This window comes from Roseateles sp. Mitsp63 (assembly GCF_059491535.1).
In genome coordinates, this window is the sequence record NZ_CP168509.1 from 3,373,756 (window position 1) to 3,389,534 (window position 15,779).

14 protein-coding genes are annotated in these 15,779 nt (G+C 70.7%); 10 read left to right on the forward strand and 4 right to left on the reverse strand.

The genetic code is table 11. From position 1 onward, the window contains the following. Together ACEN96_RS14970 and ACEN96_RS14975 are read right to left on the reverse strand one after the other, a co-directional pair. Nucleotides 1-936: a DUF6602 domain-containing protein gene (locus tag ACEN96_RS14970; protein WP_495583886.1), complete on the reverse strand. Its 936-nt coding sequence runs from the start codon at nucleotides 934-936 to the stop codon at nucleotides 1-3. A 124-nt stretch (nucleotides 937-1,060) separates the two neighbouring features. Next, nucleotides 1,061-1,828, reverse strand: coding sequence for an SDR family oxidoreductase (locus tag ACEN96_RS14975; RefSeq protein ID WP_343636931.1), 768 nt, complete (start codon nucleotides 1,826-1,828; stop codon nucleotides 1,061-1,063). Between the two features lie 189 nt (nucleotides 1,829-2,017). On the opposite strand from ACEN96_RS14975, the gene ACEN96_RS14980 reads away from it, so the two are divergent. Further along, a complete protein-coding gene (locus ACEN96_RS14980; RefSeq protein ID WP_495583887.1) occupies nucleotides 2,018-2,941 on the forward strand; it encodes a LysR family transcriptional regulator in 924 nt (307 codons plus the stop codon). Nucleotides 2,942-2,982: 41 nt separating this feature from the next. Further along, a complete protein-coding gene (locus ACEN96_RS14985; RefSeq protein ID WP_495583888.1) occupies nucleotides 2,983-3,597 on the forward strand; it encodes an HD domain-containing protein in 615 nt (204 codons plus the stop codon). Between the two features lie 19 nt (nucleotides 3,598-3,616). Here the strand turns inward: ACEN96_RS14985 and ACEN96_RS14990 are convergent, their stop codons facing one another. Continuing rightward, a complete protein-coding gene (locus ACEN96_RS14990; protein ID WP_495583889.1) occupies nucleotides 3,617-4,792 on the reverse strand; it encodes an ROK family protein in 1,176 nt (391 codons plus the stop codon). 146 nt (nucleotides 4,793-4,938) lie between these two features. Here ACEN96_RS14990 and ACEN96_RS14995 point away from each other — a divergent pair, with 146 nt between their 5' ends. The 8 genes from ACEN96_RS14995 (at nucleotide 4,939) to ACEN96_RS15030 (ending at nucleotide 14,687) form a co-directional block, all read left to right on the forward strand. Continuing rightward, on the forward strand, nucleotides 4,939-7,605 hold the full coding sequence (locus ACEN96_RS14995) for a TonB-dependent receptor (protein WP_495583890.1): 2,667 nt from the start codon (nucleotides 4,939-4,941) through the stop codon (nucleotides 7,603-7,605). Nucleotides 7,606-7,619: 14 nt separating this feature from the next. After that, entirely contained in the window at nucleotides 7,620-8,456 is an 837-nt protein-coding gene (locus ACEN96_RS15000) for a DUF1868 domain-containing protein (protein ID WP_495583891.1), read from the forward strand. A gap of 5 nt (nucleotides 8,457-8,461) precedes the next feature. Next, a complete protein-coding gene (locus ACEN96_RS15005) occupies nucleotides 8,462-9,727 on the forward strand; it encodes an extracellular solute-binding protein (RefSeq protein ID WP_495583892.1) in 1,266 nt (421 codons plus the stop codon). Further along, entirely contained in the window at nucleotides 9,727-10,800 is a 1,074-nt protein-coding gene (locus tag ACEN96_RS15010) for an ABC transporter ATP-binding protein (protein ID WP_495583893.1), read from the forward strand. The genes ACEN96_RS15005 and ACEN96_RS15010 overlap by 1 nt, the downstream gene beginning before the upstream one ends. Continuing rightward, the gene (locus ACEN96_RS15015) at nucleotides 10,797-11,672 is read left to right on the forward strand and encodes an ABC transporter permease (protein WP_495583894.1); all 876 of its coding nucleotides are present in this window, start codon (nucleotides 10,797-10,799) and stop codon (nucleotides 11,670-11,672) included. The genes ACEN96_RS15010 and ACEN96_RS15015 overlap by 4 nt, the downstream gene beginning before the upstream one ends. Beyond that, nucleotides 11,669-12,559 carry an ABC transporter permease gene (locus ACEN96_RS15020; RefSeq protein WP_495583895.1) on the forward strand — a complete coding sequence of 297 codons (891 nt, stop codon included), beginning with the start codon at nucleotides 11,669-11,671 and terminating at the stop codon, nucleotides 12,557-12,559. The genes ACEN96_RS15015 and ACEN96_RS15020 overlap by 4 nt, the downstream gene beginning before the upstream one ends. 70 nt (nucleotides 12,560-12,629) lie before the next feature. Continuing rightward, nucleotides 12,630-13,499, forward strand: coding sequence for a glycerophosphodiester phosphodiesterase family protein (locus ACEN96_RS15025; RefSeq protein WP_495583896.1), 870 nt, complete (start codon nucleotides 12,630-12,632; stop codon nucleotides 13,497-13,499). Nucleotides 13,500-13,598: 99 nt separating this feature from the next. Then, nucleotides 13,599-14,687: a DUF4126 family protein gene (locus ACEN96_RS15030; RefSeq protein ID WP_495583897.1), complete on the forward strand. Its 1,089-nt coding sequence runs from the start codon at nucleotides 13,599-13,601 to the stop codon at nucleotides 14,685-14,687. Here the strand turns inward: ACEN96_RS15030 and ACEN96_RS15035 are convergent. After that, the gene (locus ACEN96_RS15035; RefSeq protein ID WP_495583898.1) at nucleotides 14,636-15,778 is read right to left on the reverse strand and encodes a sterol desaturase family protein; all 1,143 of its coding nucleotides are present in this window, start codon (nucleotides 15,776-15,778) and stop codon (nucleotides 14,636-14,638) included. The genes ACEN96_RS15030 and ACEN96_RS15035 overlap by 52 nt on opposite strands. Nucleotide 15,779 lies beyond the last annotated feature (1 nt).

The window sequence follows — 15,779 nt, forward strand, 5'->3', positions numbered from 1 at the left end:
TCAAACGGGATCGGCGTCGATGTACCGGATCGGGTCAGGGCGAACAATGTACGTTGCCATGTCGGGGAAGAAGACAGAGACCAGATTGAGCGTCGAATTGAGCATGGTGCAGAAATGCCGGATGTGGTCCAGGGATCCCTCCTCCGGCAGCAGCGCCCGATTCTTCAGCGGGCGTGCCTGCAGACGCACTTCCTGCACCTGCGACGTCCCCTTGCAATCCTCGACCTGCGTCAGCTTGGTGGGAAAGGGATAGAGGACACCGTCGCCATGGGAATGGAGATAGCACAGCAGTCCGTCCCTGATGCTCAGCACCAGGTTGTGCCGCAGATTGGCGGGAAGATCCGGCGCTTCTTCCCGGTAGCACGACACGACGTCCTTGAGCTTGTCCGTCATGTCGAAGTCGAAGCGCTCACAGATCAGGAACGTCACCATCTGGTCCCGTTCGTCCCTCTGCGGCGCAAAAGTCTCCCGGTCGATGTCCTTCTTCGAGTGGACGTACATCGGCTCATGCAGGCAGTCCCGGATGTACTTCACCATCGCCAGCTTGCGCAGGGTCTCCTTCAGCGCCGTGAGCGTCATCACGGACTTGACCTCGCCGACCGCGCACACCGACTCGACCGGGAAGAAGCGCTGCTTGTTGGCGTTCTGCAGCAGCGGGGTGATCGAGCGCTCGTAGATGACGATGTCGCACTGGGAGCTGATCCGCCCGCCTGAGTCGACGACGAAACCCGTGTCGATGGCCAGGCGCTGTGGCGTGATCGCCTGCAGGAACTCCCGCGTGATCGCCTCGCGATAGGTGCCGAACTCGCCCGGATGGATCAGGTGACCCTCGTCGTCGACGAACAGCTGGCGCGAGTTCTCGAGGAACTCGCTGGAGAAGGCCCGGATCTTCTCCGTCAACAGCGCCTGGATGGCGTTCTCGGACTGCCGCTTCATTCACATCTCCCTTGCTGCCCGCAATGCGCGGCGGATCCTAGGCGATCCGCCGCGCATGCCGTGCGATCCGGCGAAGGAAGTGCTGCGATCGGGCGGCCAGCGCATGCCGCCTGTCTGCCCAGCCTCAGGTCCGCGTGATCGACACGCCGCCGTCGACCAGCGAGGCCGTCCCCGTCACGAAGGACGAGTCGTCCGAAGCCAGGTACAGCACCGCGCGTGCCAGCTCTTCCGGCTTGCCCACGCGCTTGAGCGCGTGCAGGTTGGTGACGAAGCTCTGCGCCTCGGGCGTGTCGTTCTTCTCGCGGAACATGTCCGTGTCGACGGCGCCCGGCAGCACCGCATTGACGCGCACGCCCTGCGGGCCGTACTCGGCCGCGAGCGCCTGCGTCAGGCCGATGAGCCCCGACTTGCTGGCCGCATAGGCCGCCATGCCGGGGAACGCGAAGGTGTGGCCGACGAAGGTCGAGGTGAAGACCACCGAGCCGCCGCCGTTCTTCGTCATCTGCGCGATCTGATGCTTCGCGCCGAGGAAGGCGCCAGTGAGATTGATGGCCAGCGTGTCGGTCCAGCCGGCTTCCGAGACCTCGGTGCTGGGGCCGCCTTCGCCGAGCGTGCCAGCGTTGTTGAAGGCGACGTCCAGGCGGCCGAAGCGCTCGACCGCGAGGTCCACCAGCGCCTTGGCATAGGCCTCGGAGCGCACGTCGCCCGCCAGCGCGACGGCCTGGCCGCCGGCGGCGTGGATCTCGGAGACGAGCTGGTCCAGCTCGGAGGCGCGGCGGGCGCCGACGACGACCTTCGCGCCTTCGGCGGCGAAGAGCAGGGCGGTGGTGCGGCCGATGCCGGAGCTGGCGCCGGTGATGAGGGCAACCTTGTCTTGGAGGCGATGGCTCATGAGGGAACTCCTTGGGGGGCTTGACCGGGGAACCGGTCGGGGGTTGATCGATGAGTCCAATGTCGGCGACGGCCGGCGTTTCCGGAAGCCGGCCAATGGCGGAACTGCTGTTCTGGCTTTCCGAACAATGCGCCAGAATCGCCCCTCGCGAGTCCGCCCTCTGGCGGCCTTCCAAGGAGGGGTCGGAACATGCTCAAGCTCGATGGGATCACCAGCTTCGTGGCGATTGCGGAAGCCGGTTCAATCAGCGGCGCGGCGCGGCGGATGTCGATGTCGAAATCGGTGGTCAGCGAGCGGCTGGCGGAACTCGAGCAGGGGCTTGGCGCGCCGCTGTTCCACCGCACGACACGCAAGCTGAGCCTGACCGAGGACGGTCAGGCCTTCCTCGACCGAGCGCTGCGCATCGTGCGGGAAGTGGAAGAGGCCGCCGCCGAGGTCAGCGAGCGCCGCGGTCAACTGACCGGCCCGATGCGGCTCTCGGCGCCGGTGACTTTCGGGCGCATGCACCTGGGACCGGCGCTGTATCCGTTCCTGAGCCGGCATCCCGGCATCTCGATGACGTTGGAGCTCGACGATCGCCGTGTCGACGCGCAGGCCGATGGTTATGACGCGGTGCTGCGTCACGGCGCGATCGCGGACTCCCGGCTGGTCGCGTGGGTGCTGGCGCCGAGCCGGCGTTTTCTGGTGGCCTCGCCGGGCTATCTGAAGCGGCATGGCCGGCCGCGCCACCCCGCCGACTTCGCGGACCATCGCGCGATCCGCTACAGCAACCGCGGCATCGCCGACTGGCGCTTCCTGGAGGCCAAGGCGGACGACTTCGCGCGGCCGCATGTGGTCCTGCGCGTCAACAACGGCGACATGATGCGCGAGGCCGCGATGGCCGGGCTCGGCCTGGCGCTGCTGCCGACCTTCATCATCGGCGAGCAGTTGCGCTCGGGCGAGCTGGAGATCGTCGACGTCGGCCGATCGCCCGAGACGGAGTTCCTCTACATCGCGCACGCGGAGGGGCGCCGCGCGTCGACGAAGCTGAGGGCGCTTGCCGATGCGCTCAAGGAGGCGTTCGGGGAGCCGCCGTATTGGGACAGGGACGTGCCGGCGGCGTCAGACCGGTAAGCGAGAGGGATTCGCCTGAGCCGCTACCATCCGCGCCCAACATGACCGCTCTCCTCGAACGCTCCTGGCACCGCGCCTGGTCCGCCCTGGCCGGTGAGCGCGATGGCGACGCGCTGCGCGATGAGCTGCTCGCGCGCTACGCCGAGCCGCAGCGCAAGTACCACACGCGTCAGCACCTCGAGGAATGCCTCGCGCTGTTCGAAGAGGTCAGCGCGCTCGCCCCGCGTCCCGCGGAGGTCGAGATGGCGCTGTGGTTCCACGACGCCATCTACGACGTCAAGGGCAGCGGCAACGAGGAGCGCAGCGCCGACTGGGCCCGTCGCGCGCTGGTCGATGCCGGCGTCAACGCCGCGAGCGCTGATCGCGTGCGCCAGCTCGTGCTGGTGACGAAGCACGACGGTGTGCCTTCCAGCCTCGATGAACAGGTCCTCGTCGACATCGACCTCGCGATCCTTGGCGCCGAGCGCCCGCGCTTCGACGAGTACGAGCGCCAGATCCGCGAGGAATACGGTTTCGTCCCCGGCTTCCTGTTCCGCCGCAAGCGCAAGCAGATCCTCAAGACCTTCCTCGACCGGCCGGTGCTCTACAGCACGCCGGCATTGCACGAGCGGCTCGACACCCGCGCCCGCGAGAACCTGCGGCGCGCGATCGGCTGATCGCCGCCTCCGCCGCCCTTCACGCGAAGAAATGCTGCTTCAGCGGCAAAGCCGCGGCGCCGACCATCGCCGGCGACCGCGTCACTTCGGCGATCACGAGTTCCGGGTTCGGTGACGGCGTGCCGCGCCGCGGCGCCTGCTCGAACGCCACCTGGCTCATCAGCCGCCGTGCCAGATCCTCCGGCAGCCGTGCGCCGAAAACGATCGCCTGCGGATCCACCAGCGCCATCGACGCCGCCACCGCCACGACGATGCTCGGCCGGACTTCCTCGATCCACTCGGCGATCTGCGGCCATGCCGGGTCGTAGCGATCCAGCATCGTGTGCAGGTCGGGCAGGTCGTGACCCGCGTCGCTCAAGCGCCGGCGCAAGGACTCCAGCGTCGGCCGCGGCAGACCGGTCAGCGCGAAGATCCGCCCCATCTCGCCCGCATTGCCGTGGGCGCCTCGCAGCATCGCGCCGCCGCTGACCAGCCCCGCCGCGAAGCCGTCCGTGAAGTGCAGATAGACGAAGTCCGCGCAGCGCCGGCCAACGCCGAACAGGCATTCCGCCAGCGCCGCGCAGTTGGCGTCGTTGTCCATCCAGACCGGCTGGCCCAGCCGCTCGGCCAGCACCCGGTCCAGTTCTGCCTCGGCCCACTCCGCGCCCAGCGACAGCGGCGGATTGACCCGCGAGCCCTGACCCGTGCGCGGGCCCGTCATGCTCACGCCGATGCCGAAGACGCGCTCGCGCGCGACGCCGTGCCGCCGCAGCAGCCGCGTGATCTGGCGGCCGGCCTCGGCCATTGCCTCCTCCAGATGCAAGGGGAACGCCGGTACCGCGCAGTGGCCGACCACCTGGCCCGACAGATCCATCAACGCGAGCTCGAAGCCGTCCACCATGATCGACAGCCCCAGGCTGTACGCGAAGTCGGCGACCAGCGACACGGTGGCGCTCGGCTGACCTCGCCCGCGCATGGCCGGCGGCCCCAGCCGCAGCAGCCCACGATCGACGAGTCCGTCGATCAGGCCCTTGGCGCCCGGCACGCTCAGTCCGCTGGCGCGCGTCAGGTCGGCGCGCGACATCACACCGGCGCGCCGCACCAGCTCCAGCATCCAGCGCTCGCTGTCGCTCGCCACCGGTCCGTCGTCGTGGCGCAGGAACCGGCGCCCGATCGGGACCGAGGCCAGGGGCGGGGTGGGGAAGGGGCTGCTCATGGTCGGCGCGCAGTCTACACAGGCCACCCGCGCCTCCGTGAGGCAGGCCGGTGAGGGTTCCGTGACATGCGTCGTGTCATATTAAATTAACGACGCTAATTTAATGTTCGACCTGTTCCCAGCGACATCCAGAACAGGAGAGCGGCATGTCTTCCCCCCGATTCCATCGATGGCCAGGCCAGTGGCGCGGCCGCGGCGCCCGCCGTCATCCCGCCCTGAGCGCGATCGGCTGCGCCGTGCTGGCCGCCTGCGGTCCGGCGATCGCGCAGTCCGAAGCGCCTTCGGCCAATGCATCGGGGGAGGGCGCCCAGGCGCTGGAGACGGTGCAGGTCTCCGGCTTCCGCACGCAGAACACCCGCAGCATCGCGACCAAGTCCTCGGCGGTGCAGACCGTCGACACGGTGGCGGCGGACGAGGTCGGCCGCCTGCCCGACTTCAACGTCGGCGACGCGCTCAAGCGCGTGACCGGCGTCAGCACGCTCGAGTACCAGGGCGAGCCGCGCTACGTGATCGTCCGCGGCCTCAACGGCAACTACAACACGACCTTGATCGACGGCTTCGCCTTCGCGACGACCGACATCGGCAGCCGCCAGATCCTGATGGAGGTGCTGCCGTCCAACTTCGTGCAGCGCATCGACGTCACCAAGACCTTCCTGCCCGCGAGCGATGGCGGATCGATCGGCGGCACGGCCAACCTGGTCACCGCCAGCGGCTTCGACCATCCGGACGGCGCGCTGGCGCTGCAGGCCAAGGGCGGTGCCAGCCTGATGGACCCCGCCTTCGGCGGCGCCGAGCCGGCCGGCGAGGCCTCGGCCAAGTGGGGACGGCGTTTCGGCCCGGCCAGCCAGTTCGCCTTCCTCGGTTCGGCCAGCTACTGGACGCGCCACATCCATGTGCCTCAGGTCGAAAGCGGCGGCAGCCTCAACTGGTACAACGCCGACGGCACCCGCAACGGCACGCCGTATGGCGGCACCGGCTTCGCGGTGCCGGCGGAGCGCCGTTGGTACAACTACGACAACGACCGCGATCGCGGCGGCCTCACGGCCCGGCTGGACTGGCAGCCCGAGGGCGCGCTCAGCGGACATCTCGCCGGCTACTACTTCAAGCAGCGCGAGCGCTCCGACCGCGCGACGCAGAACGCGCAGGTCGCGGCCACCGCCACCGTGAGCGGGCAGACGCCCACGTCCGGCACGCTGAGCAACGTCAGCCAGTACGTCGAGATGGGCCGGCTGCGCTGGGACCGCGCGCTGTACGGCGTCAACGGCGAGCTCAAGGCGGAGCTCGCGCCGCAATGGCAGGCCGACCTCCGCGGCAGCGTGTCGCGCGCGACCGTCGACAACCCTCAGAGCTGGGACCATTTCACGCAGAACGGCCTGGCCTACCGCTACGACTGGAGCGCACCGACGCCGGTCTTCACGCCGGTGAACGCCGCCAACGCCAGCAATCCGGCGCGCTACGGCAATGGCTACCACCAGGAAGAGAACACCAGTTACGCCCAGCGCGTGACTGACCTGCAGGCCAACCTGCGGCACAACATGGAGGACGACAGCCGCGGCCTGGGCGCGGCCACCGGCGCGCGCCTGGTGCGCACGCGCATGGACACGGCGTTCTCGCGCCAGACCTGGAACGCGATGCCCTACACGCTGGCCGACGTGCTGGGGGGCACGACCTGCGGCTTCAACTGCAGCTCGCCGCTGTTCCTGATCGACACCGGCAAGGCCGGCGATGCCTGGAACGCCAGCCGCGCCGGCGTGACGCCGGTGACGGACGTCGCCGCGCAGAACAACGCGACCTACACCGTCGACGAGGACATCCAGGCCGCCTATGCCCAGCTGCAATGGCGCGCCGAAGCATGGCTGGTGGCCGGCGGCCTGCGCCATGAGCACACCCGTTTCGGCAGCACCGGCTGGCAGCTGTCCAACGGCACGGCGTGGACCCCCGTCGGCGCGGAGCGCAAGTACGGCGACTGGCTGCCGTCGCTGGCCGGCTTCTATGCCACGGGGCCGGCGAGCAAGCTGCGCTTCGGCCTGTCGCGCACGATCGGCCGCCCGCGGCCCGACCAGATGGCGCTCAAGGGCGGCACGCTCAACACCGCGGCCACGCCGGACACGCTGACCCAGAGCAACCCCGGGCTGAAGCCCCGCCGCAGCGACAACGTCGACCTCGGCCATGACTGGGTGATCGACGGCGGCCGCGGTCTGCTGTCGGTGGCGCTGTTCCACAAGCGCATCAGCGACGAGATCTTCCGCTACGGCGCGATGCAGACCATCGATGGCGTGGACACGCTGGTCACCCAGCCGCGCAATGCCTCGGGCCGGGTCCGGCTCACCGGCATCGAGATCGGCGCGATCAAGGAGCTCGGCTCGCTGCACCCCACGCTGAAGGGCTTCACCGTCAGCATCAACGCGATGTCGATGAAGGTGCGCTACCCCGTCACGCTGGGCGACGGCACCTCCACCACGCTGAGCATCCTGCCGCAGCAGCCCAAGTCGCTCTGGAACGCCGCGCTCACCTACGAGGAAGGCCCCTGGCATGCCAAGGCCGCGTGGAATCACACCGGCGCGCTGTGGGACGACCGCTTCCCCAACTACGACAGCCTGCCGCAGTTCTATCGCAACCGCTTCCAGCAGCCGACGGACAAGCTCGATGTACAGCTCGCCTACGATGTCTCGCGCCGCCTGTCGCTGACCTTCGATGCGCTCAACGTCACCGGCCAGGGCTTCCAGTACAACTACGGCCGATCGCAGGAACTGGTGCAGTCGGCCTGGAAGGTCGCGCCGATCGTGATGGTCGGGCTCAACGTGAAGCTGTGAGGATCCCGCCCGCCATGACCCCCGACACGACTTCCCCGGCTGTCCCGCGGCCGACACGCCGCCGCCTGCTGGCCGCCGCGGTTGGATTGCCGTCCCTGCTGACCGCCACGGCGCACGCGGCGGCCGATCCCGATGCCGACGCCGACGCTCAGGGCAGGACGCCGCGGGCGCGCGACGTCGGCCGCAAGTTCAACGCGGACGGCAGCCCCATGACCTTCGAGGGCAACACCATCGTCGGCCACCTGCGCCCGCAAGGCGCGGACTACGAGACCTTCGATGCCTGGCTGGACATCGCGCGCGAACTGCCGCGTCACGGCTTCGCCCGCAAGCTGACGCAGACGCCGACGTCGAGCTGGCATGTGACGCTGTTTGGCGGCGTCAACGACGTCGACCGCGGCACGCCGGCCTGGCCCCGCGGCCTCGCGCGCGACCTGCCGATCGACGAGGTCAACCGCCTCATGTTGCAACGCCTGGAGCGGCTGGGCCGGCCGGAGACCGGCCCGTGCGCCTTCGCCGTCGATCCGCGGACCCCGGCCACGCTGCGCCGCGATGGCACGCTGGGCATGCCGCTGCGGCCGGCCGACGCCGCCACCGAGCGGCGCCTGGGCGAGGCGCGCGAGGCGTATGCGGACCTGTTCCAGCTGCGGCGGCCGGACCATGACGCGTATCACTATCACGTGACCATCGGCTACTTCGTCCGAGTCCTCGACGAGGCGGAGGCGATCGCGCTGCGCGATGCCACCGCGGACTGGTGCCGCCGGCTGGCCGAGCGCGGACCGCTGGTGATCCCGGCCTTCCACTACTGCACGTTGCGCGACATGTTCGCGTTCCGCGAGCTGCGTCCGGCATGAGGGGCGTGGGCCAGCGACCTTCCCGGGGCCGGCGGATCCGCGAGCGCGCCGCGCTGCTCCTGGTCACGGTGATGGTCACGGTCATGGCCGGCGCGGCGCGGGCCCAGGAGCCCGCGGCCGCGTTCGACGCCGGCCGCCTGACGCCGGAGAACTTCCATCAGGTGCTGGACCCGATCGCGCGCCGCGAGGGCCGGCTGGTGTTCTACAACTTCGCCGGCAATTTCGACCCGGTCTGGAAGGACGGGCTGATCCCGCGCTTCGAGGCCCGCTTCGGCGTCAAGGTCGAGTACCACAACGTCCGCAAGGACCAGGCCAATCAGCAACTGCTGGCGGTGCGGCGCGCGGGCGGGGCGTCGCCGGTGGATGTGTACTTCGCCGGCGGCCCGGACAACTTCGCGACGATGGCGTCCGTGGTGGCGCCTTATCCGCTGACCCGCCTGCTGCCCAACCTGCGCGGACTGGCGCCGGTGTATGGCGATCACCCGCTGGGCGTGGACACCGGCGGCCGCTGGCCGATCGTTCATCTGAGCCAGTCGGTGCTGGCCTATGACGGCGCGCGGCTGCCCGAGGCGCAGGTGCCGCGCGGCTTCGAGTCGCTGCTCGCCTGGGCGCAGGCGCATCCGGGCCAGTTCGCCTTCACGTCGCCGGCCAAGGGCGGATCCGGCGGCGCCTTCGTCTATTCGGCCGCGCTGCATCTGGTGAAGGACCCGGCCTGCCGCGTCACGCTGGCCGATGGCTCGCTGTCGCCGGACCGCGCGCAGGACTGGGCGATGCAGGCGCGATGCCTCGATCCGCTGTGGGACTACCTGGCCCGGCTGCTGAAGGTCGCCGAGCTGACCAACGGCAATGCCGACACGCTGAACCTGATGAACAACGGCCGCGCGCTGATCGGCACCGCCTGGGAGGATCACGCGCTGACCTTCGTGCGCGCGGGGCTGCTGCCGCCGAGCCTGCGGGTCACCTCGCTCGAGCCGGGGCTCGCGGCGGGTGGCGACGGCCTCATCGTCGCCGCCGGCGCGCGCAGTCCCGCCGCGGCGCTGCTGTTCATCGACATGGCGTTCTCGCGCGAGTTCCAGGCCTGGAAGCTGGACCATTACGCGTCGCGCTCGCCGCGCGACGACGTGGACCCGGGCGGCGTCGGCGCCGGCACGGCGCTCTATCTCGTGCCGCCGGCGCAAGCGCGGCAATGGTCGGTGCCGGTCAATTGGTCGATCGCGCGCGGCCTGTCGCGGGCGCTGGAAGAGAAGGTATTGAGGCGATGGTGGTGGTGATGACGAAGTCTGAACACGGCGAGGGCCCGGTGGAAGAGGCGCTCCTGCGCGTGGAGGGCCTCACGAAGCGCTATGGCGCGAGCGTGGCCTTGCATTCTGCGGACCTGTCGGTGGCGCCTGGCGAGTTCGTCACCGTGCTCGGCCCGTCGGGCTGCGGCAAGAGCACGCTGCTGCGCCTGCTGTGCGGCGTGACCGAGGCCAGCGGCGGCGCGATCACGCTCGCCGGACAGCGCATCGAGGCGCTGCCGCCGGAGCGGCGCGACATCGCGATGGTGTTCCAGTCGCACGCGCTGTTCCCGCACATGAGCGTGCGCGCCAATCTGGGTTTCGGACTCCGGATGAAGCGGGTCGCCGCGGCGGAGCAGTCGCGCCGCATCGCCCATGCGGTGGAGATCTGCAACCTCGGCGGCCTGCTCGATCGCATGCCGGCGCAGCTCTCCGGCGGCCAGCAGCAGCGCGTCGCGCTGGCGCGCGCCGTCGTGATGCAGCCGGCGCTGATGCTGTTCGACGAACCCTTGTCCAGCCTCGACGCCAAGCTGCGCGAGGGCCTGCGCGACGAGCTGGTGCGGCTGCACCGCGCCACCGGCGCGACCAGCCTGCATGTGACGCACGACCAGGCGGAGGCGATGGCGATGTCGGACCGGATCGTGGTCATGAACGGCGGGCGCATCGTCGAGGCCGGCACGCCGGTGGACCTCTACCGCCGGCCGCGCCACGTGTTCACGGCCGGCTTCCTGGGGCATGCCAATTTGCTGGAGGTGCCGGTCGAGCAGGGCGAGGCGACGCTGCCCTGGGGGCAGCGCGGGCCTGTCGCCGGCGCGGTGGGCGGCGCGCGCGGCGCCCTGGTGTCGCTGCGCCCGGAAGACATCGCCTTGACGGCGGTGGAGGCGGGCGCCGGCCGCGTCACGGCGAGCTGCTTCACCGGCGCGTCGGTCCAGTACACCGTGCAGGTCGGCCAGCGCGCACTGCGGGCGACGCTGGGCGGCGCCGCGCCGCTGCTGGACGTGGGCCAGGCCGTGTCGCTGAAGACCCTCGCCTGGCCGCTGCATGCGCTCGAGGGGGACCGCCCATGACCGGACAGGAGCGCGCCCGCCGCCGCGGGACCTGGATGCTGGTGCTGCCCGGGCTCGGATTCCTGGTGCTGCTGTTCGCCGCGCCGCTGCTCATGGGGTTGCTGGGCAGCGTCGGCATCGGCGCCGGACAGGACGGCCCGACCCTCGATCACTACGCGCAGTTCCTGCATCGCCGGACGCTGCAGGTCGGCCTGCTGATGTCGATCTATTACGGCCTGGCGCCGCTGCCGGTCACGCTGGTGCTGGCGATCGGACTGGCGCTGCTGATGCGCCGGCCGTTCCGGGGCAGCACGCTCTTCAGTGGCCTGTACAAGCTGCCGATGGCCGTGCCCGGCCTGATCGTGGCGCTGATCGTCATGACGCTGGCCGAGCGGGGCGGGCTGCTGGACCGCCTGGCCGAGCCGCTCGGCCTGGCGCTGCCGCGCCTGGTGCGGGATCCGTGGGGCGTGGGCGTCATCATGGCCACGGTCTGGAAGCAGCTGCCGTTCATGACGCTGGTGATCACCGGCGCGTTCGCCTCGATCCCGCAGGACGTGATCGATGCGTCGCGCAGCCTCGGCGCGGGCCGCTGGTCGACGCTGCTGCGCGTGGAGCTGCCGCTGGCGATGCCCGGCATCTCGGCCGCGGTGCTGCTGACCTTCATCGGGACCATGGGCGCCTATGCGATCCCGGACCTGCTCGGGCCGGCCATTCCGCGTCCGCTGGCGGTGCACATGCTGAGCGAGTTCGGTGACGGCCATCCGGGCCTGATGAACGCGATCGGCGTGGTGCTCAGCGTCTTCGCGATGGCGGTGCTGCTGGGTTACCAGTCGCTGGCCGGCAGGGCTCGCCGGCTGCTGGGCGGCGCGCCGGACGGAAAGGACATGCCATGAACGGGGCATCCAACATGGCCCCGGGCGGCTCGATGCCGGCGCCCGATCACGTGGCCGCGCGCCGTCGCCGATTCGGCGCGGACGACCGCCTGTGGGTCTCGGCCGGCCTGTTCACCGCGCTGGCGTTGACGGTCGGCGTGCCGCTGGTCGTGCTGCTGCTGTGGAGCGTCGCGGCGCGGTGGCCGGCGCCGGACCTGCTGCCGCGCGCCTATGCCGCCGACACCTGGCGCGCCGTGCTCGGCGATCGGGACCTGCTGGCGGCCACCGTCAACAGCACCTGGATCGCGATCGCCGTGACGCTGCTCACGACGGCGCTGGCCGCGCCGACGGCCTGGGCGCTGACGCGCTTTCCGCCGCGCTGGCGCCGCGCGGTGGAGCTCTTCGTGCTGGCGCCGGTGATCGTGCCCGGCATCGTGGTGGCGACCGGCGTGGGCCTGGTGTTCCAGGTGCTGGGGCTCTCGTACACCGTGACCGGCGTGGTGCTGGTGCAGACGGTGGGAACGCTGCCGCTGGCGGTGCGCCTGCTGACGGCCAGCTTCGAGGCGCTGCCCGACGAGCTGCTCCACGCGGCGCGCTCGCTGGGCGCGGGTCCGGCCGCCGTCGCCTGGCATGTGGTGCTGCCGCTGTCCTGGCATGGGCTGGCCGCCAGCGCGCTGCTGTCCTTCGTCGGCAGCTTCGAGGAGTTCGACAAGACCTTCATCGTCGGCGCGCCGGTCGTGCAGACGCTGCCGGTGCTGCTGTACCACCACCTGGACCCGTACTCGCTGCAGTTCCCGCTGGCGGCGGCCACGGCGCTCGTGCTGCTGGTGCCGGTGCTGGTCGTCTTCGTGCTGTCGGGACGCCTGCTGCGCGACGACCTGATGGCCTCCGGCATGGGCCGGCTGTGAGGATGCCCGCCCGCCCGCCGACCTTTCCGGTTCGTCTCCGTTTCTCTGATTTCCGTCGCTTGCCTGCTCGATGACCTCGTCTGCCCTGAACACGCGATCCGCCTTCATGCCGCTGTCGCGCCTGCTGAATCCGTCGAATCCCCGAGTGCTCGTGGCCGCTCATCGCGGCGCCTGGCACCGGGCGCCCGAGAACTCCCTGGCCGCGATCGACGATGCCATCGGCCTGGGCGCCGACATCGTCGAATGCGATGTCCGTGCCACGCGCGACGGCGTGCTCGTGCTGATGCACGACGACACGGCCGACCGGATGACGACCGCCCGCGGCGCGATCGCCGGGCTGGACTGGGCCGAACTCGGCGCGAGCTGGCTGCGCGCCGGCGCGGGCGGCGCCGAGGCGGCCGTCACCGGCGAGCGGCCGGCCACGCTCGCCGATGCGCTGGTCCGCGCGCGGGATCGGGTGATCCTGAACATCGACACCAAGGTCCAGGCGCTCGCCGGCCAGGTGGCCGAGGCGGTGATCGATGCGGGCATGGCGGACCAGGTCTTCGTGAAGGCCTTCGTCGACACGGAGGAGGACATCGAGGCGGCGCGGTCCAGTCCGTTCTTCGGCCGGGTGCCGTTCGTGCCGATGCTGCGGCCGCCCAGCGGCCAGTTGACGGCCGAGCTGCGCCGCCTGGCGCCGCTGCGCTGTCCGATGGCCGAGGTGGCGTTCACGGCCTTGGAGGAACTCGAGGCGGCCCGGGCGGAGCTGGCGCGGCTGCAGGCGCGCCTGTGGGTGAACACGATCCAGGTCTCGCACAGCCTGGACCTGAACGACGCGCGCGCGCTGGCCGATCCGGACGCGGTCTGGGGCCGGCTGCTGTCGGCGGGCGCCGGAGCGATCCAGACCGACGAGACCGGCGCGCTCGTCGCCTACCTGGAGGCTCGCGGACGGCGTTGAGCAGGGACGCCAGCCGCGGAGCCCGTCAGCGGTGCGGCAAGCGGCGGGGCACGGCCCTTGCCACCTTCGCGGTTTCGATCCACTTCGACGGGAACGCGCATGAACACGCCTCACGACAGGACGGCCGACCTCGGCCTGGGCATCACCTCCGGCTTGCTGGGCGGACTGACGGGTTCCGCGGCGATGAGCGCCTTCCAGGCCGCGCTGGGGCGCGTGGGCATCACCTCGGGCGTGAAAGGCTGGCCGTCGACCGAGCGCGCCGCCGATCGCCTCGCGCGGCTGGGCGGGCACCGGCTCCGGTCGAGGGACCGCCCCGCGGCGGGCGAGGCCGTCCATTACGTCATCGGCTCCGTGGTCGGCGGCGTCTATGGCGCCGCGGCGGAGGTCGACCCGCGCGTGACCCGCGGCTCGGGCCTGGCCTTTGGCGTCGTGTCATCGGCCCTGGTCGACGAGACGCTGGTCCCGGCCCTGCGGCTGGGCGACCCGGTCACGCGCGCGCCGTTGCGGTCGCATCCGTACTCGCTGATCTCGCACCTGGTCTACGGCGCCTTCACCGAGGCGGCGCGCAGGATGTTCCGCAGCTTCTTCCGCGACGTGCGCGATGGCGCCGACGTGGTCCGGCAGGCGAAGGAGGAGGGCGCCGCCGTTCCCGCGCGCCCGTTGCCCGATTCCCGGCGGACGTTGACGATGGCCTTCCTGCTCGGCGCCATGGCGGGGCCGCGCACGAGCGCGCCGCTCGCGGTCGCGAGCTGGGCCGCCCGCTGCGGATGGATCGATACGAAGGAATCGCCGCTCTCGTTCCTGGCCTCGAAGACGGCCGTCGCGGCGACCACCTCGATGGCCATCGGCGAACTGATCGTCGACAAGCTGCCTTCCACGCCGGATCGCACGGAGCCCGCCGGGCTCGCGGCCCGCGCCGTCAGCGGCGCGATCTCGGGGGCCGCGCTCGCCGGCGGACGCTCATGGCCGGCGGCGCTCGCCGGGACGATGGGCGCCGTGCTCTCGACCTATGCGGCGCATGCCTTGCGCGGCAGGCTGTCCAACGCGCTCGGGCGCGACGTGCCGGTGGCCGCGGTCGAGGATCTCATCGCCTTTGGCGGCGCGACGATGGTGTGCCTCGCCAGCTTGGCGCCGAGTCAGACCAGCGCGGCGATCAACGCCACGCACAGCGCCATCGACGCGCCGTAGAGGCCCCATCCGTTCCATCGTCCGCGGCCTTCGGGCCGGATGCCTCGTGACATGAACGCGCCAGCCCCGTACAGCCCCGCGGCGATCACCGCGGCCGCGGCGAGGTTGAGCGTCTCGCCCATGTCGTCGCTGACGTCGAGCCACACCGCCGTCGCCACGCCCGTGACCAGGAACAGGCTCAGCGCCCGCCAGCGGTCCAGCCCGCCGACCGGCGGATCGAAGCGCGGCTGCTTGAGCCGCTCGCCATCGGGCACCGCCGTCACGCTGACGCCCGGCGGCATCCAGCCCGGCGACTTGAACAGCACCCGCGCGCGGTCGCTCCACCGCGGCGTGGCCCGCGCGCGCTCGAACAGCTCGCCATAGAACTGCCCCACCGCCTTGAGCGGATTCCAGCTGTGCAGCGCCTTCACCGTCCCATAGACGCAGGGCTCGCGCTCCTCCGCGAAAGTGCCGAACATCCGGTCCCAGATCACCAGCACCGCGCCGTAGTTCTTGTCCAGATAGCCCGGATTCACCGCGTGATGCACCCGGTGGTTCGATGGCGTCGAGAACACGCGGTCCAGCCAGCCGAGCCGGCCGATGTGCTCGGTGTGGATCCAGAACTGGTACAGCAGCACGAACAGCCCCGCGCCGATGTACTGCTCCAGCGGAATGCCCATCAGCGCCATCGGCACGAAGAACGGCAGGCCCATCACCGCGTAGAAGCTCTCCTGCCGCAGCGCCGTCGTCAGGTTGAAATGCTCGCTCTGGTGATGCACGGTGTGCGCCGCCCAGAAGATCGCGCTCTCATGGCTGACGCGATGCAGCCAGTAGTCGCAGAAGTCGTACATCACGATCGCGACGACCCAGCCCCACCACCCGTTCCACGCGGACGCCGGCACCAGGCCGAGATGCGGCTGCAGCCACGCATACAGCCCGCCCTGGAACAGCGGCGTCACCGCCGCGACCGCCAGGCTCATCAGGCCCTGGCTGAGGCTGCTGATCGAATCGGCGAAGCCGTATCCGCCGCGGCCGGCGCGCCGGTCCCACCACCATTCGAGCCCGATGCACAGCACGAAGAGCGGCACGGCGATGAGCAGGACGAGGTGCATG